This window comes from Nitrospina sp. 32_T5 (assembly GCF_052156635.1).
GTDB lineage: Bacteria > Nitrospinota > Nitrospinia > Nitrospinales > Nitrospinaceae > Nitrospina.
In genome coordinates this window covers 100,814-119,834 of sequence record NZ_JBQKUO010000003.1, presented here as the reverse complement: position 1 = coordinate 119,834, position 19,021 = coordinate 100,814, and the positions used below count along the sequence as shown (strand labels likewise).

The window sequence follows — 19,021 nt, the reverse complement described above, 5'->3', positions numbered from 1 at the left end:
ATCACCGATAACCAACGGACCTCCGGCACCGGGGCTCCCACTCAAAAACACTTGGTCTGGATACCCGGATTATAGCATAAGGAGTTGGAAACTATTACCATATCGGCGGTTTACGCGAAAACTGTAGTTTCGCCGCAGGCCCAATTTCCGGGAATCAGCGGTATCCGTCCACGTTCTGTCCTTTCCGTCCAGTATAAAGGAAGAGCGTGCCACCGCAATCGGTTTTGTCCGGGCGCAGGCCCGGCAGGCAGAAGCTCCGGGTCACCACCCGGGCACCGGGTTTGAGCGATGCAAACAGCGCCGGAAACAGGCGGTCCACTGCCTGGTGGGTGAGGTAGAGGTACACGATATCGGCTTCTTTGCAGGGGTGGTCCACCATGTTGCCCCGGTGGACCACAACGCGGTCGCTCACGCCCGACAGTTTCGCCCATAGGCGGGAGATCCAGACCTTGACGGGATCGATCTCGATCCCCACCCCTTTCAGGCCGTAATCGCGGGCGGCGGTGATGAGCACGCGTCCGTCGCCGGATCCGAGATCGACCAGCGTCTCGCCGGGTTGGGCGTCGGCCAGGTCCAGTGCGCGGCGCAGGGTGGCTTTCCCGGTCCAGTGCCACGGGGCGCCGTAGATCAGTGGCACCAGCACCACCCCCGCGAGAAGAAGCGCCAGTGCGAGGAGCAGGAAGGAGGCGACTTCGGCGATCATGGGGTGGAGGCGTTGTCGGAGAGGGCTTCGATCTCGTAGTGGACCCGATCCCATTCGGTGAGCAGGGCGTTTTCCTCGGCAGTCAATTCTTTCTGCCGGGTGAGGGCCTGCATGAGTGTGTCCTTGTTGCGGTCCTGGTAGATGTCGGCGTCGGCGAGCCGTTCTTCCAGTTCGGCCTTTTCGCCCATCACGTCCTCCAGTTTTTTCTCCAGCGCCTCGGCGCGTTCCTTGAGCGGCTTCAACTGACGGTAGCGCCGGTTGCGTTCCTCCGCCTCCTTGCGTTTCTGTTCCTTGTCCCGGCGTGCGGGGGTGGCAATCTCAGATGAAGGCGATTTCGATTCCGCCTCCGCCGCGCGTTCTTCCTCTTTTCGTTTCATCCATTCGTAATGGCTGAAGTTGCCGAGGTATTCCTTCACCTGCCCGCCGTCCACCTCCCATACGCGGTTGATGAGGCCGTCGAGGAAATAGCGGTCATGCGAGATGGTCACCACCGTGCCGTCGAAATCAGAAAGCGCCGCCGCGAGGATTTCGCACGAGCGGATGTCGAGGTGGTTGGTCGGTTCGTCCAGCAGGAGAAACGGCGCGGGCGCGGCCAGCATGCGCGCCAGCGACAGGCGCGAGCGCTCGCCGCCGGAGAGCACACCGACTTTCTTGTCCACGTCGTCGCCGGAAAACAGGAACGCGCCCAGGATGTTCCTCTGCCCGGTCAGGGTCAATTGCGGTGCGGTTTCGTCCAAAGACTGCAACACGGTGTGCTTCGGGTTCAGCGTCTCGACGTGGTGCTGGGCGTAGTAGGCGCGCGTCACGTTGTGGCCGAGCTCGAGGGTCCCGGCGTCGGCGGGCACCTGGCCCGCCAGCAGTTTGAGGAGCGTCGATTTCCCGGCGCCGTTGGGTCCGACCAGCGCGATCTTCATGCCGCGCTCGATCTGGATGGAAAAATCGCGGTAGACGGTGACGGGTCCGTATGCCTTGTCCACGTTTTCCAGGCGCGCGACGATTCTGCCCGTCCTGCCCGGTTGCGGAAAACGGAAGTGGATGGTCTTGGTGCCGCGGTGGGTCTCCACCCGTTCCATCTTCTCCAACTGCTTGATGCGGCTTTGCACCTGCGTCGCCTTCGTGTTCTTGGCGCGGAAGCGTTCGACGAACCGCTCGATCTCGGCGACGCGTCGCTGCTGGTTGGCGGCTTCGGCCTCCAGTTGCGCGATGCGCTCGGCCTTCTGCCGTTCGTAGTCGTCGTAGTTGCCCGTGTACACCGTGAGTTTGCCGCGGTCGAGTTCCGCAATGCGTCCCGCCAGCGCGTTCAGGAACCGGCGATCGTGCGAGATCAAAAGCAGACTGCCTTCATACGATTTCAGGAATGATTCCAGCCACACCACCGATTGCAGGTCGAGGTGGTTGGTCGGTTCGTCGAGCAGGAGCACGTCCGGGCTTTGCAACAGCAGGCGCGCCAGCTCGGCGCGCATGCGCCAGCCGCCGGAAAACGTCTCCAGCGGTTTTTGCACCTGTTCGGCGCGGAAACCGAGTCCGGACAAAATCGACTGCGCCCGTGACTCGCGTTCGTAGCCGCCGTGGCGTTCGAACTCGTGTTGCAGGTCGCCGTAGCGCCGGCTCCATTCCTCCGGTCTGCTGTCGTGGAACGCCGTGTCGTTTTGCAGGCGTTCCATTTCCCTCTGCACTTCGGCGAAACGCGCATCGCCCTCCACCACGCGTTCAAGCACGGTTTGATTCACCGTCTCCAGCTCCTGCGAAAGCATGGCCACGCGCGCGCCCTTGCGGATATGAACGATTCCGGCATCGACCTCCTCCTGCCCGACGATGACGCGGAACAGGGTCGTCTTGCCCATGCCGTTTTCGCCGACGAGGCCGACTCGCTCGCCGGGTTTCAGGTGGAACCCGACGCCGTCGAACAGCACCTTCGGCCCGTATTGTTTTTTGAGGTTCTGAAGTTGGATCATGAATTGAAAGAAATCATCGCTGGCGGAGTTTGGGGTTGTAGGCTTCGCGCAGGCCTTCGCCGAACAGGTTGAACGCCAGCACCACGAACAGGATGGTGAAGCCCGGGATGAAGGTCAGCCACGGTGCGTCAAAGATGAAGGCCTTGCCGTCGGACAGGATATTCCCCCATGTCGCGTCCGGCGGTTGCACCCCGAAACCCAGGAAGCTCAACGCCGACTCGGTGAGGATGGCCGTGGCGACGCCGATGGTGGCGGACACCAGCACCGGGGCGATGGCGTTCGGCACGATGTGTTGAAAGATGATGCGCATTTCCGGAATGGCCTGGCTCTTGGCGGCCAGGACGTAGTCCTGCTCGCGGAGTGAAAGGAACTCCGCGCGCACCAGGCGGGCCGTGCCCATCCAGCTGGTCAGGCCGATGACGATCATGATGTTGTAAATGCTGGGCGGCAACAGCGCCACCACGGTGAGGATGAGAAAGAATGTCGGGAAGCACAGCATGATGTCCACGAAGCGCATGATGAGCGTGTCCACGGTGATGAATCCCAGCCGCACCCGGCCGTAATACCCGGCAAGCCCGCCGAAGAATATACCGACGGTGACGGAGATGCCGACGGCGACGAAGCCGACGGTGAGCGACACGAAGGTCCCCTCCAGCATGCGCGCGAACACGTCACGCCCCAGCTCGTCCGTACCCAGCAGATAGATGCCCATGAAAGGCCGTTCGTCGGGCTTCACCAGTTCCGTGTTGTAGGGAGTCATGGGCGGCTTGAATTTTTCCGCCAGCCGCACGGTGGTGGGATCGAACCGGTCGTGGTGCATGGTCAGCAGTTTGCCGCCGACCGCAACGACGAACAGGAACGCGAGGAACCACATCGACGCCAGCGCCATCTTGTCTCGACTTAAGATGCGCCAGCGTTCCTGGAACGGAGTCTCCTCCGGCACCATGCCTTCGGCGGCGAGGGATTCGGCTGTCGGCGATGCGGCTTCGTTCATAACGTCCTCAGAATTTGATGCGCGGGTCGGCCACCGCATACAGGATGTCCGACACCAGCGTGCCAATGAGCGTCAGCACCGCGGCGATGAAGTTGAGCGTCAGGATCACCGGGAAATCCCGGGCCAGGATCGCTTCGTAACCCAGCCGTCCCATGCCCGGCCAGGCGAAGATGGTCTCGAAGATCACCGACCCCCCGATCAGACCGGGGATCATCAGGCCGAACATGGTGATGAACGGCAACAGGGCGTTGCGCAGTCCGTGGCGGTAAATGACCGTGTCTTCGTCCAGGCCCTTGGCGCGGGCGGTGCGGATGTAGTCCTGGTTGATCACTTCCAGCATCTGCGACCGCACGTAACGCGACAGCACCGCGAGCCCGGTGATGGCCGTCATCAAAGAGGGCAGGGTGAGGTGCCAGACGTAGTCCATCGACTGGAACAGCAGGCCCGCGTCCTCGAAGCCGAACGTCTGCCTGCCGATCACCGACACGTTGAGGTTCTGCACCACGAAGATGATGAGGATGTACGCGAGGAAGAAGCCGGGGATCGAAATCAATGCGTACGAGAGAAACGTGGTGGAACGGTCGAACGCCGAGTTGCGGTGGATCGCGGCCTTGATCCCCATGGGAAACGCGATGCTCCACGTGATGAGCGTGGCCACGAGGAACAGCGGCAGGGAATTCAGGAAACGGTCCCAGATTTTCGCCAGCACCGGCTGGTTGTCCTTGAACGATTTCAGATCCCCGGTGAACAGGTCGCGCATCCAGTAGAAGTACTGCACGTGCATGGGGTCGTCGAGGTGGAACGCGTCGCGGATACGCTGGATGTCCTCCGCCTTCATGCGCGGGTTCGCAGGATCGACCAGGCTCGGCTCACCGGGCGCCAGGTGCACGATGGTGTGGGCGATGATGGAGATGAACACCAGCAGGATGATGCGCTGGCCGATATTGCGGATGATGAATGCGGTCATCGGACGGTCCAAAAGGTACGGCGTCGGGGCCGGTTGCCCCTGCGGGGCTTTTTGTTATACTTCGGGCATGGACATTATACAGATCAGCCACTACCTCGACCAACTGCTCGACATCCATAATATCAAGGATGCCTCCCGCGCGGTCAACGGATTGCAGGTCGAAAGCACCGGCGACATCAAAAAAGTGGGGCTGGCCGTCGATGCCTGCCAGGCCACCATCGACATGGCCATCGAACAGGACTGCCACATGATGTTCGTGCACCACGGCTTGTTCTGGGGCGGGCTGCAACCGGTGCGCGGCGCGCATTACAAAAAACTCGCGCGCATGATGGAAGCCAACATCGGCCTCTACTCGGCGCATATTCCTCTGGATGTCCATCCCGTACTGGGCAACAACCGTCAATTGGCGGATGTCATCGGCCTCGGCAATTTGCAGGAGTTCGCCCTGCACGACGGGCAGCACATCGGTCTGCGCGGCACCATCGCGCCGAAGACGGGGCACGAACTGGGCGGGATGTTGTCCGAAGCGCTCAGCACGAACGTGCGCGTCATCGGCGACGGCGTGATCCGTTCGGTGGGACTCGTCACCGGCGGCGCGGGGAAGCTTTTGGGCGAGGCCATCCGCGAAGGGCTCGACTGCTTCATCACCGGCGAGGGCGACGCCTACCAGTTTCACGATGCGATGGAGAACGGGTGCATCCTGATGTTCGCCGGTCACTACGCCACCGAGACCGGCGGCGTGAAGGCCGTGGGCAAACACCTCGAAGACCAGTTCGGCCTTGAAACCACCTTCCTCGACTACCCGACGGGTTTGTGATTCAAACAAAAAAACCGGAATCCCCAATCGAGGATTCCGGTTTTGTATAATTCGGTATTGTGCGGTCAGCGCCTGCGGGAGCGGCGATCATCGTCGCGCCGGATGCGTTGCGGCGTGGGTGCGCCTTTCGAGAACAACCACAGGCTGAAGCCGAACACCATCATTCCCAGAACCAGCAATCCATCCACGTTTGCGAACGTCATGACGCGCTCCTTTCAAAGTGCGGGAGGGAGTGGGCGATGCCGCCCTGTTTCCGGTCCCTCCGGGGTCTGCCGCCTGGCCCGTGATTAAAACGAGAAGCGGTACTTCTCGAACAGGTCCATGGTGACGCACTCGGCGCCTTCCTTGGAAACTTCCTGCTCGATGCGCTGGATCGCCATTTCGCGGATGAACGGGATGGGGATGCGCATGACCTTGGCTTTCGCCGCGTCCTCCCACTGCATGCCGAAATCCGGCTCGTCGTCCTGCTGGTTGGCGTAGTCGACGTCGCGCTGTTTGTCTTCTTCGGTCACTTCCATGCCCATCGCTTCCTTGGCGGAGGCGGGCATGACGTTGGTGAACACTTCGTCGATGATGTCCGGTGTCACCATCTTGTCGCCGCGCTGGCGGGCGCGGGCCTCGATGGTCTGCTTCGCCATGCCCAGCACGAAGGGAGGCACCTTTTCCATCTTCTCCATGGCGTCCTGCGTCCACGGCATGCCGCTGGTCGGCGCCGACTCCATGTAGTTTTTGAACTTGTCGACGATGTCCTCTTTCTTTTCGGTGCGGAGCGCGAGGAAGTCCTGGATCTCCTCGATCACTTCCACCTTGCGCGGACTCTCGGCCATCTTCTGCTTGGCGACGTCGAACGCGCCCATCGACAGTTCCTCAAAACCGAACTGCCGGACGCGCTTGGAGACCAGCATCATCGATTCGTTGCGGATTTCGGTGAGGAAGTCGGACGTGATATATTTGTAGTTTCTCTTGACGGCCCGCTGGACCATCAGCTTGCGGATGCCGGGACGCACGAACTCCGGTGCGTGCTTGACCCGCTCCCAGGCTTCGACCGTCCACTCCACGCCGTTTTCGTCGGCGTACGGGTGGTCGATGCGGTCGGAGGCCTCGATTTCTTTTTCGTGGGCTGTGTAATCTTCTTGCATAGCGGTATTTTCCCAAAATGCGGGCTTGAAATAAAGCGCATTTTTGATTTAAGGTCACATCGGAAACGGACTGATTTTACACTACTTCACCCCCATTTCAATGTCAACAACCAGGAAGGCCCCGCGCGCATGAGTTCAATTCACCGTTCCCCAATGGTTTACGGCTTTTTCTTCGTTTCGGGGATCACCGCCCTGGTTTACGAAATCATCTGGACACGGATGCTGACGCTCGTGTTCGGCCACACGGTGTACTCCGTTTCGGTGGTGCTGGCGGCGTTCATGGCCGGGCTGGGCTTCGGCAGTTACGTATGGGGCCACGTCATCGACCGCGCCGTGGAGGAGAAAAAGCATCCGCCGCTGGTCGTCTATGCTTTCATCGAGATCCTGATCTTCGCCTCGGCGGCGCTCCTCAGCCTCATTTTCTACAAGTTCCACGTGTTCTATGCGTGGTTCCACCAGTTCGTTCCGGATTCGCCCGCCCTGTTCGCGGCCATCAAGGCGGTGCTGGCGTTTCTGTTGATGTTCGTGCCGACGACGTTCATGGGCGCGACGCTGCCCATCATCAGCAAATATTACGTCACCGATGACGCCCGCCTCGGCACGCAGGTGGGGTACCTGTATGCGCTGAACACGCTGGGGGCGTCGGTGGGGTGCCTGCTCACCGGCTTCATATTCATCTCGCTGTTCGGCGTTCTGCAGACGGCATTGCTTGCGGCGGCGGCGAACCTCATCATCGGCATCGGCTGCATCCGCATCCACCAGGAAGACAACCCCGGCGTGAAGATCCTGCCGCGTCTTCCGAAACCGACGTGGCCGCGCTTCGAAGCGGATGCGTCGCAGAAACTGTGGATGATCGTCGCTTTCCTGAGCGGCCTGACGGCGCTCGCCTATGAAGTGTTATGGACGCGGCTGCTGGTGTTCAGCATCGCCAGCACGGTGTACTCGTTCAGCATTATGCTCGCCGTGTTCCTGCTCGGCATCTGCCTGGGCAGTCTGCTGGCCGTCCCCGTGATCGCCAGGTGCCGCGACCTCAGGAACGTTTTGATGGTCCTGCAGGCGGGCATCGCGGGTTACGTGACGTTCACCCTGTTCAACATGGAGGCGTTGTTGTCCGCGCCGTGGAACAGCTACAACCTCGACCGGCCGATGGCGACCTTCTGGCGGTACCTGAAAGACTCGTCGGCGCTCATGCTGGTGCCGACGACGCTCCTCGGCATGAGCCTGCCCATCCTCATCAAGCTTGCCTCCGGCGACCACGCCCACGTGGGCGGGGGTACCGGACGCATCTACGCCGCCAATACCGTGGGCGCGATTTTTGGCTCGCTGGTTGCGGGGTTTGTGCTGTTGCCGCTCATCGGCACGGAAGAGAGCCTGGTGGCGGTGGTGACGTTGAACCTGCTCGTGGTGGCACTGTTGTTCCGTACGGGAAACGCACCGCTCAAAGTACGCAAGGTGGGGACGCCTGCGATTGTGGCAGTGATCCTCGCCTTCACTCTCGTTATGCCCGGCAACCTGCTCAACCCCTTTTTCATGCGCGACAGCGTCGGCCAGCGCGACATAAAAAGCCTGTTGTATTTTGAAGAGGGCCTCACCGATACCGTCGCTGTGTTCGAGGACAACTACGGCATTCTCGACCCCGATGCCAAGCGCCTCATCACCAACGGAATCTCCATGTCCGCGTCGAACGTGATCGCCACGCGTTACATGAAACTGTTTGCGCACGTGCCCATTCTTTTGTCCGACACTCCGGACAACGTGCTGGTCATCTGTTTCGGCACCGGGCAGACCACGGGCGCGGCGGGCATTCATCCCAGAGTCAAGTCGGTGGACAGCATCGAGTTGTCGCCCAGTGTCATCAATGCCGCTCCGGCGTTTGCCAAAGAGAACCACGACGTGGTGAACAACGACAAGGTGAACATCGTCATCCAGGACGGACGCAACTTCCTGCTCACCACCGACAAGAAATACGACGTCATCACCGGCGAGCCGCCGCCGCCGCGCACGGCGTTCACGGTGAACCTGTACACGCAGGATTTTTACGAGCAGGCGTTGCGGGTGCTCCGGCCCGGCGGCATCGTGGCGCAGTGGGTGCCGCTCCACAGCCAGAGCGCGCGCGAAGTGGACATGCACTTCAAGACGTTCCTCTCCGTGTTTCCGCATGCGCAGGCGTGGATGTCGGTGGCCAATGAAATTCTTCTGATCGGCTCCGACCAGCCCATCGACATCGACCTGGCCAAACTCAAAACACGCTTTGCCGAGCCGCGCATCAAGGAGGCGATGGACGCCATCCACATTCCGGACGTGCACTCCTTCCTCGCCAACATCTGGTTTCTGGAAGATCAAATGCACGCCCTCGGCGAAGGCCAGCCGCTCATCACCGACAACCGTCCGCGTATCGAATTCTATCTCGACTACGGCAACGTCGTCGGCACGCCGGGGCTGGAGCGGATCGTGTTCAACCGTGTGGAAGCGGGCCGCTTTTGGGAACGGGTGCAAAACGCGTCTGCGGACGATGAAGCCGAGTTCCGCCGTCAGTTCCGGGTGATGGATCTCTACCAGCGCGGTGTCATGTACGCCAACCGGGAAATGCTGTTGGAAGCCCTGCGCCTGTCGAATGACGACGGCCTCCTGCGCTACCACCTGCAGGCGGGGGAGCCGCAGATCCAGGAGCTGCTGGAGCAGGTGGAGGCCGATCCTGGAAACCTCGAAGCCCTGCTCAACCTCGGTCATTCGTTTTATCAAATTGGGCAATATGAAAAGAGCCTCGAGTTTCTGACGATGGTGAGAAAACGCCAGCCGAAAAACCCTTTCGCGTTGCTGTACACGGGGTACGACCTGATGGAACTGGGACAACTGGAGCAGGCGGAAACCGCGCTCAAGGATGCGGTGCGGAACAATCCGGGTGAGATGCGGAACGTCATGCAGCAGGTCGGATTGATCGACCTCCTGCAAAAACTGGAGGAGACCCCCGATGATCTCCTGCTCCTCAACGCCGCCGCCAAGTTTTACAACGTGCGCGGCGAGCATCTGAAGTCACTCGAATTTTCGTCCCGCGTGCTGGCAAAGAACGCACTCGACCGGGAGGCCCTGCGCAGTCAGATGTTCAGCTACCGGGGGTTGGGTCAGCCGCGGGAGGTCATCGCCACCGGTTTCCAGTACGGGAACGTGGACCCGGATGATTTGCAGTACATGTACCTGATGGCGGAGATGTATATCAAGATTCTGAACTGCGACAAGGCCGCACCCTTCCTCGAAAAAATCCTCGCCGTGGACGACACCTACCAGAGCGCACAGAAGTGGCTGGACCGGTGCAAAAAGAAATCGGGAGAAGCCGTCCCCGCTGCGTGAACGTTGAGCGGCTGAATTACAAGGTAAGTGCTTTCAGCGGGAGGAGAGGCCGCGAAGGCGGTTGCGCACGCCCAGCCAGGCGACTTCCAGCCAGTTGGTGATGCGGCCTTTCCAGATGCGCCACGGACTGTACAGCCGCGCGTGGGTTTCAAACAGCAGTTTGGGGATGTTCAGTTCCTCGGGGCAGCGTGGCAGGCAGTCGCCGCACTCGGTGCACCGGTTGGCGAATTCGCCGGGGAACCAGTGTCCCTTGCTCTGCAACATGTTGTAACGGTACTTGCCGAACGAACGCATGCCGTACCCCTTCAGCATGTTGCGGAAACGCAGGACCTCGGGAATGTTGATGTTCTCCGGGCACGGCAGGCATTCGTTGCACACCGTGCAGTAATCGGGGATGCGCGCCGTCTGTCCGTCCATTTTCTCTTTCACTGGCGTGTCTTCCGGCGTCAAGTAATCGCCGCCGTTCAAAATCGCCAGGTTCTGCGGAAAGTGCTCCGGTGCGTGGAATCCCATGGTCAGTGTGGTGATCTCCGGATGGCTCAGGCAGAAGCGTCCGTTGAACTGCACCGGGGTGAGCGGCGCGCACAGCGATTGCAGTTTGGGCGGCGGGTTCCACAACTGCCCGCCCTTGTCGTTGGGGGAGATGATGAGGATGCCGAGATCCATCTCGCCCGCCAGTTGGATGGCTTCCCGGTGCCGCTGGAAAAAATAGTAGTAGTGCAGGTTGACGAAATCGAACAGGCCGGTGCGCATGGCGGCGAGGATGATCTCCAGTGGCGCATGGGTGGAAAAGCCGATGTGCCGGACGAGTCCTTCCTCACGCAGGCGGTGCAGGGTTTCCACCGGGCCGCCGGGTTTCACCGCCGCATCGAGCCGTTCCTGGTTGTTGATGCCGTGCCAGCCGTAGAAATCGACAAAATCGAGTTGCAACGCCCGCAGCTGTTCGTCCACCAGCCGCCGGGTGTCGTCAGCGGTCATCGACGCGCCCTTGGTCATCATTTTGTATGCCGAGCGCGGGGTACCGAGTTCCTTCAGTGCTGCGCCATACAGGTGTTCGCTTTTGACGTAGCCGTGGGCGGTTTCAATGTGGTTGATGCCGCAGGTTAGGGCGCGGCGGGTGGTGTCGATGCAGTTGTCGAGCGCCGCTTTCGGCAGGTAGTCCCGGGGCGCGTCCCATCCCTGTTCGAAACGCATGCCGCCCAGCGTGAGAACGGAAATCGATTCGTTGGTCCTGCCGAAACGGCGGTACTCCATCGGCGGCAGGGCCGGGGGGTCCATCGTGTCGGTCGGGGTGATGGCGGTGTCAGGCATGGTCCGGTTCCAGAGATTTGGGGGTTCAGCATGAGGCCGGTTTCATGCTAAAAAAGAACGGGCCGGGAGTCAATGCCGTGGCGGCGTTTCCTCCCCGCTGCGAAAAATCTTTACATTAATAAATATGGGGTATGCGTCCCCACAGACAGAATGAGCCCATGTTCGACAAGCTGTTCGACTGGATGAAAAAAAACGAGCCGCCGGAGGAGGCGCCACCGGCAACCGGGGACCTCACTCCCGAAGCAAAGCAGGCACTGGTCCGGGAATGGTACGCGATGCTTGGCGTGCCGGAGGGGTCCGATCTCGCCACCTGCAGGCGTGCGTGGAAACAACTTCTGGCGAAGTACCACAAGGACCTGATCTCCGAGGACGACGACGCCCAGCAGGAAGCGTCCCGCATGACGCAACGCATCAACGAGGCCTACCGCGGCCTGCAGGACGAACTGTTCTGATTCCGGTTGGGTCCTCCAACCGTTGAGGTCTATAATAAATCCGGCTCATCCAGTGGCCGCACTTTCCACAATGCTCAACTCAACCAGGCGGTGCCGTGTCTGCCTTCCGTTTCATCCATTGCTCGGATCTCCACATCGACAGCCCGTTCAAGAAGCTGGACGGCGTCGATGACGCCATGCGTGACCGCCTGCGCGTCGCGACCTCCGAAGCCTTCGCCAACATCGTCACCCTCGCGTTGAATGAAAAAGTGGATGCCGTCGTCATTGCGGGGGACGTGTTCGACGGCGAGGACAAGAGTCTGCAGGCGCAGTTCCGTTTCAGGAAGGAACTCGACCGCCTGAGCGCGGCGGGCATTCCCGCGTTCATCGCGCACGGCAATCACGATCCTTTGAGCTCCTGGTCGCACACCTTGCAATGGCCGGAAGGGGTGCACGTGTTCCCCGGCAATGAAGCCGTGTCGATTCCCGTCGAACGCGATGGGCGGATTGTCGCTGAAATTTCCGGCACCAGCTACCCGAAAAAAGAAGTCCGCGACACCCTGGTGCCGTTGTTTACGGGCATCGACACAACCGTGCCGACCGTCGCCGTACTGCATGCCAACGTCGGCGGCAACAGCAATCACGACAACTACGCGCCGTGCAAGATTGAGGACCTGTGCGGAGTGGCGGTCGATTACTGGGCGCTGGGCCACATCCATGCCTGGCAAGTGTTGCGTGACGCACACCCGGCGGTGGTGTACAGCGGCAACCCGCAGGCACGGCATTTCAGGGAAGGCGGCGAAAAGGGATGCTTTCTGGTAGCGCTTGAGAAAGGCAAAGCGCCCGACATCGTGTTTCATGCAGTGGACACCGTGCGCTTTATAAGGGAGCAGCTCGATGTGACCGGATACGACACGGCGGATGCGGTGGCCGCCCGCATCGCCGATGCCTGCCGCAATCGGTTGACTGCCATCGGCGGACGCGATCTGGTTGCCGAGTGGACCCTCACCGGCCGCACCCGGGTGCACGCCTTGTTGCAGAATACGGAAGACCTCGCGGCCCTTCGGGAACACGTGTTGACGGAATTTGAAGGGGGCACGCAACGGGTATGGGTGGAATTGGAATCGCGCACCACGGGTCATTACGACCTCGATGCCCTGAGGCAGGGCAGGGACTTCATCGCCGATGTCATTGCCCGTTACGACGCGGTACTGGCGAAGGACGACCTGGAAGATTTACTCAGGGATTTGGAGCCGGTGTTCGCCGAGCGCGGTGGACGCCTGCCGCCGCCGGATGCGGACACGCTCAGGGAGTGGGTTGCACAGGCCCGTGACCTGACGCTGGACCACCTGGTAGCGGATGAGGATTGACGGAGACCGGGAATAAACCATGCAACTGCGCGCATTGCACATCAAACGATTCGGGGCGTTCAAAGACACGTCCGTCACCGGACTGCGTCCCGGCCTCAACCTCCTTTATGGAGAAAATGAAGCGGGCAAGACGACCCTCCTCCAGTTCGTCCGCTGGGCGCTGTTCGGCGAAGACGCGATGTATGCGGATCAATATGCTCCGGAGGACGGCGGAAAGCAGGAGGGATCGCTGGAGTGCGAATCGGCAGACAGGGAGGCGGTGACGATTCTGCGCAGCGTTCAAAGCAAACAGAAAACGCAAGTCAGTATCACCACGCCATCGCGCACAGTGGGAGATCAGCAGAACCTCAACCCGTTTCTGGGGTACATTCCCTCCGGATTGTTTAAGAACACGTATGCCTTCACCATCGAGGAATTGCAGCAACTGGATTTTGTGAAGGACGAGGAGGTGAAACAACGCATCGTCGGTGCGGGGCTGGGCCTGGGGGCGGTGTCGCTCGCCGGGGTGAAGGGGGCTCTGGCCGAACATCGCGACAGATTGTTCAGGCAACGGGGAAAAACACAAACCATCAATGCCCTCACCGCCGAAATCAAAAAGCGCGAAAAGGAAATTCAGGAAATGCAGAAAGACCTCGTGCAGTACGATGCCCTGCACGCGGAAATCGAGTCGCTCACGCAGAAACGCGCAGAGCTCAGGGAACCGCTGGCCGAAGCCCAGCACCGGGTGCAGAGATTGAAGGCGTTGAGCGAGGTGTATCCCCGGTTCGTGGACTGGGTGGACTCTGAAAACGCTCTTGAAGCGATGCACGGTGTGCCGGATCTCAGCGAACCGGTGGTGGAGCAGTTTCACGCACTGCGGAGGGAATGGGCGTCGGTCAAAAAGCAGCACGATGAAACTCAGCAGAAAGTCGAACGTCTGCAAAAAGCGCGGGATGCTATCGAGCTCAACGACGCGCTGTTGCAACTGGAGGCGGAGGTGAAACAGCTCACCCAGTCACACCAGTCGGTGAGCAATATTCTGAAGGACATCGACGGCCTCCGCCGCCAACGCAGTGAAAAAAATGGAGTGATTGAACAGAACCTCAATCGCATCGGCGAGGGCTGGGACGAAGTGCGGCTGAAATCGTTCCAGAAGATCGACGAATTGCAGGCCCGCGCCCGCAAGCACCGCTCTGACCTGGAATCCGCCGCGGAAACAATATCGAAAGCTCAGACTCTTCTGGACTCGCACCGCGAGCACCGGGCACGCGAAAGCGCCCGCCCTTCCGTGCCTGCGGGGGTGAGCGTGTTCCTGTTTCTGTTTGCGGGATTGAGCATTGCGGGGGGTGTGGCCGCGTGGTTCGCGGGGTTTTTGTGGGGTGTCGGGATTGCCGTGCTGGGTACCGTGCTTGCGGCGGCGGCAGCTGTATGGGTTCGCAGGCAGTCGCACTCCGTGCAGGCCGAAGATCCCCTGGAACGGCATTATCGTGACGATGTGGAGCAGGCGCAGGCCGGGCGGGCGCGTTCCATCGAGGACTGGCAGGGATGGCTTGCGGAACGCAGTTTTCACACCGGGCTGGATGCGAACCAGCTGGAAGACGTGATGCGGCGAATCGAGCGCACGCAGGATTTGCTTCGCGAGAGGGACGAGCTGGATGCGCGGATCGAATCCATGGAAGCCGATTTGCAAAAGGCACGGTCTTTGGTGGAACGTGCGGCATCGGCCTTGCCCGGAACGAAATTGAAAGACAACCTGCTGGTGAACATGGAATGGGTGGCGGACCGTTATGAAGCCCAGCGTGCGCGGCAGGAGGAACGCAGGCAGATCAATGCCTCTCTTGAGGAGCACGTAGAGAGGCTTGACCGTTTGAAAGCGGCAAAGGAGACACCGCGACGCAATCTGGACAGGCTCATCCTCGAAGCGGGAGCGAAGGACGAGGCCGGGTTTGAAGAACTGGTGTCCTCCTGGAAACGGGCCTGTGGACTGAAGCAGAAAGCCGATCGCGCGCGGCAGGATGTCCAGTCGCGCATGGGCGTGGGCGAGACGTTCGACGCGGTTGTGAAGGAGTTGCGGGATGCCGACCCGACCCGGTTGGACTCCGAACGCGTTGCATCCGAGGAACAGGTGGATGAGCTGGTAAAACAGATTCAGGAGGTCGATCAGAAACTCGGCGGTTGTAAAAAGGAGCAGGAGCGTCTGGCCAGCAACGATGCCTTGTTCGAGGCGCAGTCGCAGGTGGGGATGCTGAAGCAGAGACTGGAGCGGGCCGGCCGCGACTGGGCGGTGGCGACGCTCGCGCTTTCCATGCTCGACCGGTCCCTCAAAACATATCAGGAAACGCATCAGCCCGCTGTTTACCGCGCCGCGTCGGACTGGTTCGGCCGCATCACCGGGGGGGCGTATGAGGCGGTGCGGTATCAAATGGAATCGGACGTGGTGGACGTAAGGACCGCTTCCGGCGACTTCAAACCGGTGGAACACCTGAGCCGCGGCACGCGCGAGCAGTTGTACCTGGCGCTGCGCCTCGCGCTCATCCAGGAATACGAAAAGGAATCCGAGCCGCTGCCGGTGCTGATGGACGATGTGTGGGTGAACTTCGACGACGCCCGCCGGGACCGCTTCGTGGAAGTGCTGGCGGAGTTTGCGAAAGACCGGCAGGTGATCGTGCTGTCCTGCCACAGCGCCTCGCGGGAGTTGTGCCTGCGTCACGGCGCTTATGAGGTGCCTCTGCCTTCCGCCTGAACGTGTTTCATTTCCCGTTTCTGAACCGGGTTCCCTTGCAGTGGTTTTGCCAAGGCCGGGGGTGGTACAATCGGGGGGTATCTTCCCCTTTTCCTGTAATGGAGGCGTCGGCATGAAGGCAATCCGAATCCCACGCGCAACGCAGACCCCAAGCCTTCTGGCGGCGGCCCTGCTGGGTATTTTTTTCCTCACGGCCGCATTTCCGGCCCAGGCCGAAGAAAGCGCCTTCAACCGGTTGGTCCTCCAGAAACGGTTTCTTGAAAAAAACCATGGCATCGCCCGCCTGGAATGTTTTCCCTTCATGGAAAAGTTCGGCGACCGGGAAGGGGAAACCCGGCGCATTCACGAATGCCTGAAGGGAGTTCTCACCCTCACCGCCGCGTTGAAGGAAGTGCCTGACGCAGACCTCAATCGCGTGGCCATCAGCACGCGGTTTCTGCGTACCGGTGGATTCCACACCGTACTGATTCCGTGGGATGCGGAGGTGACGGATCTGGCACGTATTCTTCGCGAACGGTTGTCACCTGCGGACCAGCAGGCGTTTCTGGAAAAGATCGCCGCCGTCAAAACCACCATTCACGGCAAGCTCTTCATCCGCGAGTTGTACTGCTCGCTCACCATCACCAACGATCAGTGTTTGCGGGGATACGAAACGCTGGCCAAAGTGGAACCCGATCCGGCGCTTCGCCGCAAGATGTGGGCGGAGGTGACAATCACCGATTCCGAAACGGCGAAGGAGAACCCGGAAATCCTGCCGCTCCGCTACGATGCGGATGTGGAGAGGATGACACAGCAGCTGCGCGCAGACACGACCTGGAACGAGTGGGAGATTCAGAAGAAAGCGTACGAAACCATTCAGGAACGGTTCGGCGACACGTTCAAGAAACTGCAACTGCCCACATTTTACTGCGATGTATCCCTTTCTCCGCAGGAATGCATCCAGGGTGCGGAAAACTTTCATAAAGCCGCACAAACCGAGGTGCTGCAATCAAAAACCTGGGGCCGGGTGCGGGTGACCCGGTACAATACCCGCATCCAGAGCGATTACAATGTGGCGTTCCGTTACGACATGGCGCCGGAAGAAATCGTAAAGGTGTTTGCCGCCAAGCCGGAGAAAAGAGAGATCGAAAAAGCCGTGACCCGTGCCGAGAAACTGGAGGGGCTCACCAAAAACAATGCCACCGGCCTTCGCGCGGTGTGCGACCTGGTGGACCTCGCATCTGCCTTGTGCGTTCAGGGTTTTGAGTACTTCATCGATTTCGTGCGCGCCCATCCGGATTTCCGTCCGGCGGGAACCGCCACGGACGTCATGTTTGTGGACGGCACGCAGGTGTCCCGCCTCAACTTCGCGTTGAACTCCAATTCGCGGGCGTATTATATTTACGTCGATATGCGCAGTCCCTACCCGGAGTTTGAAGCCCACCTTTTGAAATTCGGTAAGGATTCCCCCGCCCCTGTGCGTTGACGTCTTTTTCAGTTTTTGCGGACGGATTCCGGCAGCAGGTAATGCCGGGTGTCGTAATCCGGATGGGTGAGGACCACCTGCTTGCACAGGCGCCGCGCTTCATTGATGACCACCGGCGCAATCAGGTTGGCCGTCATTTGCCGGTAATCCTCTGGAACGCGGACGATCACCAGAACCGCCAGCGTGTCGTTGACGCCGATGCCCAGCTCCGCCTTGTCCGCGGCGGTGAGGTCCACTTTATAATCGGGAACGAAGAGGAAGGGATTGGTCACCACGAACGCGAGGCCCGGGTTGGTCAGCGAGTGCAACCAGTGGAGAGGGCTTTCGGTCCTGGCGTCGAAAGGGAGCACCGCGTACTCCGTCTCCAGCTCGAAGCCGGACAGCCCCTGCGTGAAGGTGAGGACGGAGGCGGGCGGGACTTCAAACTCGCCCAGGCGGGTGGAGGCGTATTTCATAACTTGATGTTGTCCTGCAGAATCTGATGGAGGGCGGCGGGGTCGAATTCCGGAGACGCGGCGGACTGGTTTTCTTCCTTGATGCGGGCGAACACCTCTTCGCGGTAAATCTTGGTGTCGGGGGCCGCCTCGATGCCCAGCCGGATGGTTTTGCCCTTGATTTCGATCACCGTCACCTTGATGTCGTCGTTGATTCGAATGCTTTCCCCGACTTTTCGCGTCAAAACCAGCATGCCGACTCCTCTTGTTGGTGACCGGGACCCGCTTGCGCGATTATAACAGATGAACCCGGGGCGGTCCGGGAAAAGATGGACGGGCGATTCAATTGACAGGGTAGGGGGATTGTGCTAATTTCCCTGATTCTTGATCCAGCGGCAACAGTGGGCCGAGGTAGCTCAGTCGGTAGAGCAGAGGACTGAAAATCCTCGTGTCGGCGGTTCGATTCCGTCCCTCGGCACCATCCTTTCCTTGCACGCTTTCTCCAGCATCGCAATCCTCTTTTTTGCACCCCATTGCAATCGTGATAAGCTTTTGAACATGATTGGCTGGACCCGCACAAAGATTGCTGCCGCGTTTCGAAGTGGAGCGGGACGCTGGTTTTTTCTTTTTTCTTTTTCCTTCCTCCTTTTCACTCCCACGAAAGCGTTGGCCGCGGATGCCGTCCCCGCGCAGGAAATTGAGCAAGCTGTCGACGGCATGACGTTGATTCCTGCCGGACCTTTCACCGCCGGCCCCCCGGACAAAGCCCGCGCGGTGGAACTCAAGGCGTTTTACATCGACACCCACGAAGTGACGCAGAGGGAGTACGAACGCGTGATCGGGCGCAATCCGTCTTTCTTTAAAGATCCCGACCGTCCGGTGGAGAAAGTGGACTGGTTCGAGGCGCGGGATTACTGCCTGAAAACCGGACGCCGCCTGCCGACGGAATGGGAATGGGAAAAGGCGGCGAAGGCGGGCACGGCCACTCCCTATTACTGGGGCGACGCGCCCGCGGTCGATCACGCCTGGTTCAAGGAAAACGCGGACAAGCAGACGCACCCCGTCGGGCAGAAACCGCCGAACGCATTCGGTCTTTACGACATGGCGGGCAATGTGTGGGAGTGGACGGCGAGCGATCACGAAAACGGCGGCAAGGTTCAGCGCGGTGGTTCCTGGCGCAACGGCAAAGAAACCTTGCAGACCGCTTACCGTATCTTAAGCCTGCCGCATTACCAGTACCACTACGTCGGCTTCCGCTGTGCCCTCACCCCTTAGTTACTTGCTCCAGCAATTTCTTTTTGCAATACACTTCAGTGTGGGATGAGGTCCGGATTGCGACCCGGGTCTTGATTCCGTTTCCGTTTG

16 protein-coding genes and 1 tRNA gene are annotated in these 19,021 nt (G+C 60.3%); 8 read left to right on the top strand and 9 right to left on the bottom strand.

What is annotated here, in order from left to right:
- Positions 1 to 154: 154 nt before the first annotated feature.
- From ACTRW9_RS08935 to ACTRW9_RS08920, 4 genes are read right to left on the bottom strand one after another with little or no spacing between them, the layout of a single operon-like run.
- Positions 155 to 703: an SAM-dependent methyltransferase gene (locus ACTRW9_RS08935; protein WP_442429075.1), complete on the bottom strand. Its 549-nt coding sequence runs from the start codon at positions 701 to 703 to the stop codon at positions 155 to 157.
- Positions 700 to 2,658, bottom strand: coding sequence for an ATP-binding cassette domain-containing protein (locus ACTRW9_RS08930; protein ID WP_442429074.1), 1,959 nt, complete (start codon positions 2,656 to 2,658; stop codon positions 700 to 702). Before ACTRW9_RS08930 ends, ACTRW9_RS08935 begins: the two co-directional genes overlap by 4 nt.
- A 13-nt stretch (positions 2,659 to 2,671) precedes the next feature.
- Complete coding sequence (locus ACTRW9_RS08925; RefSeq protein WP_442426335.1) at positions 2,672 to 3,604, bottom strand: ABC transporter permease; 933 nt, start codon at positions 3,602 to 3,604, stop codon at positions 2,672 to 2,674.
- Between the two features lie 55 nt (positions 3,605 to 3,659).
- A complete protein-coding gene (locus ACTRW9_RS08920; RefSeq protein ID WP_442425894.1) occupies positions 3,660 to 4,619 on the bottom strand; it encodes an ABC transporter permease in 960 nt (319 codons plus the stop codon).
- Positions 4,620 to 4,686: 67 nt separating this feature from the next.
- On the opposite strand from ACTRW9_RS08920, the gene ACTRW9_RS08915 reads away from it, so the two are divergent.
- On the top strand, positions 4,687 to 5,436 hold the full coding sequence (locus tag ACTRW9_RS08915) for a Nif3-like dinuclear metal center hexameric protein (protein WP_442429073.1): 750 nt from the start codon (positions 4,687 to 4,689) through the stop codon (positions 5,434 to 5,436).
- 65 nt (positions 5,437 to 5,501) lie between these two features.
- Here the strand turns inward: ACTRW9_RS08915 and ACTRW9_RS08910 are convergent, their stop codons facing one another.
- Positions 5,502 to 5,639, bottom strand: a complete 138-nt coding sequence (locus ACTRW9_RS08910; protein ID WP_187291882.1) for a hypothetical protein — start codon at positions 5,637 to 5,639, stop codon at positions 5,502 to 5,504.
- An 84-nt stretch (positions 5,640 to 5,723) separates the two neighbouring features.
- On the bottom strand, positions 5,724 to 6,575 hold the full coding sequence (locus tag ACTRW9_RS08905) for a PCP reductase family protein (protein WP_442425890.1): 852 nt from the start codon (positions 6,573 to 6,575) through the stop codon (positions 5,724 to 5,726).
- A 129-nt stretch (positions 6,576 to 6,704) separates the two neighbouring features.
- Between ACTRW9_RS08905 and ACTRW9_RS08900 the strand changes: the two genes are divergently transcribed.
- Positions 6,705 to 9,923 carry a fused MFS/spermidine synthase gene (locus ACTRW9_RS08900; RefSeq protein WP_442429072.1) on the top strand — a complete coding sequence of 1,073 codons (3,219 nt, stop codon included), beginning with the start codon at positions 6,705 to 6,707 and terminating at the stop codon, positions 9,921 to 9,923.
- Positions 9,924 to 9,956: 33 nt separating this feature from the next.
- On the opposite strand, the gene ACTRW9_RS08895 is transcribed toward ACTRW9_RS08900, so the two are convergent.
- Positions 9,957 to 11,234 carry an aldo/keto reductase gene (locus tag ACTRW9_RS08895; protein WP_442429071.1) on the bottom strand — a complete coding sequence of 426 codons (1,278 nt, stop codon included), beginning with the start codon at positions 11,232 to 11,234 and terminating at the stop codon, positions 9,957 to 9,959.
- 131 nt (positions 11,235 to 11,365) lie between these two features.
- Between ACTRW9_RS08895 and ACTRW9_RS08890 the strand changes: the two genes are divergently transcribed.
- The 4 genes from ACTRW9_RS08890 to ACTRW9_RS08875 all read left to right on the top strand — a co-directional run bounded on the left by ACTRW9_RS08890 (position 11,366) and on the right by ACTRW9_RS08875 (position 17,222).
- Positions 11,366 to 11,686, top strand: a complete 321-nt coding sequence (locus ACTRW9_RS08890; RefSeq protein ID WP_442429070.1) for a J domain-containing protein — start codon at positions 11,366 to 11,368, stop codon at positions 11,684 to 11,686.
- A 95-nt stretch (positions 11,687 to 11,781) separates the two neighbouring features.
- Entirely contained in the window at positions 11,782 to 13,035 is a 1,254-nt protein-coding gene (locus ACTRW9_RS08885; RefSeq protein WP_442429069.1) for a metallophosphoesterase family protein, read from the top strand.
- A 19-nt stretch (positions 13,036 to 13,054) separates the two neighbouring features.
- On the top strand, positions 13,055 to 15,757 hold the full coding sequence (locus tag ACTRW9_RS08880; protein ID WP_442429068.1) for an AAA family ATPase: 2,703 nt from the start codon (positions 13,055 to 13,057) through the stop codon (positions 15,755 to 15,757).
- 112 nt (positions 15,758 to 15,869) lie between these two features.
- A complete protein-coding gene (locus tag ACTRW9_RS08875) occupies positions 15,870 to 17,222 on the top strand; it encodes a hypothetical protein (protein WP_442429067.1) in 1,353 nt (450 codons plus the stop codon).
- An 8-nt stretch (positions 17,223 to 17,230) separates the two neighbouring features.
- On the opposite strand, the gene fliW is transcribed toward ACTRW9_RS08875, so the two are convergent.
- Together fliW and csrA are read right to left on the bottom strand one after the other, a co-directional pair.
- Entirely contained in the window at positions 17,231 to 17,677 is a 447-nt protein-coding gene (gene fliW, locus ACTRW9_RS08870) for a flagellar assembly protein FliW (protein WP_442425883.1), read from the bottom strand.
- Positions 17,674 to 17,910 carry a carbon storage regulator CsrA gene (csrA, locus tag ACTRW9_RS08865; RefSeq protein ID WP_442429066.1) on the bottom strand — a complete coding sequence of 79 codons (237 nt, stop codon included), beginning with the start codon at positions 17,908 to 17,910 and terminating at the stop codon, positions 17,674 to 17,676. The genes fliW and csrA overlap by 4 nt, the downstream gene beginning before the upstream one ends.
- Before the next feature lie 151 nt (positions 17,911 to 18,061).
- Here csrA and ACTRW9_RS08860 point away from each other — a divergent pair.
- Positions 18,062 to 18,137: transfer RNA gene (locus ACTRW9_RS08860), tRNA-Phe, on the top strand.
- Positions 18,138 to 18,373: 236 nt separating this feature from the next.
- Positions 18,374 to 18,931 carry a formylglycine-generating enzyme family protein gene (locus ACTRW9_RS08855; protein WP_442429065.1) on the top strand — a complete coding sequence of 186 codons (558 nt, stop codon included), beginning with the start codon at positions 18,374 to 18,376 and terminating at the stop codon, positions 18,929 to 18,931.
- The last annotated feature ends 90 nt before the right edge of the window (positions 18,932 to 19,021 follow it).

Coding starts and splice junctions, on each gene's coding strand:
- ACTRW9_RS08935 (WP_442429075.1), bottom strand. CDS start 703: ATGATCGCCGAAGTCGCCTCCTTCCTGCTCCTCGCACTGGCGCTTCTT.
- ACTRW9_RS08930 (WP_442429074.1), bottom strand. CDS start 2,658: ATGATCCAACTTCAGAACCTCAAAAAACAATACGGGCCGAAGGTGCTG.
- ACTRW9_RS08925 (WP_442426335.1), bottom strand. CDS start 3,604: ATGGTGCCGGAGGAGACTCCGTTCCAGGAACGCTGGCGCATCTTAAGT.
- ACTRW9_RS08920 (WP_442425894.1), bottom strand. CDS start 4,619: ATGACCGCATTCATCATCCGCAATATCGGCCAGCGCATCATCCTGCTG.
- ACTRW9_RS08915 (WP_442429073.1), top strand. CDS start 4,687: ATGGACATTATACAGATCAGCCACTACCTCGACCAACTGCTCGACATC.
- ACTRW9_RS08910 (WP_187291882.1), bottom strand. CDS start 5,639: ATGACGTTCGCAAACGTGGATGGATTGCTGGTTCTGGGAATGATGGTG.
- ACTRW9_RS08905 (WP_442425890.1), bottom strand. CDS start 6,575: ATGCAAGAAGATTACACAGCCCACGAAAAAGAAATCGAGGCCTCCGAC.
- ACTRW9_RS08900 (WP_442429072.1), top strand. CDS start 6,705: ATGAGTTCAATTCACCGTTCCCCAATGGTTTACGGCTTTTTCTTCGTT.
- ACTRW9_RS08895 (WP_442429071.1), bottom strand. CDS start 11,234: ATGCCTGACACCGCCATCACCCCGACCGACACGATGGACCCCCCGGCC.
- ACTRW9_RS08890 (WP_442429070.1), top strand. CDS start 11,366: ATGCGTCCCCACAGACAGAATGAGCCCATGTTCGACAAGCTGTTCGAC.
- ACTRW9_RS08880 (WP_442429068.1), top strand. CDS start 13,055: ATGCAACTGCGCGCATTGCACATCAAACGATTCGGGGCGTTCAAAGAC.
- ACTRW9_RS08875 (WP_442429067.1), top strand. CDS start 15,870: ATGAAGGCAATCCGAATCCCACGCGCAACGCAGACCCCAAGCCTTCTG.
- fliW (WP_442425883.1), bottom strand. CDS start 17,677: ATGAAATACGCCTCCACCCGCCTGGGCGAGTTTGAAGTCCCGCCCGCC.
- csrA (WP_442429066.1), bottom strand. CDS start 17,910: ATGCTGGTTTTGACGCGAAAAGTCGGGGAAAGCATTCGAATCAACGAC.
- ACTRW9_RS08855 (WP_442429065.1), top strand. CDS start 18,374: ATGACGTTGATTCCTGCCGGACCTTTCACCGCCGGCCCCCCGGACAAA.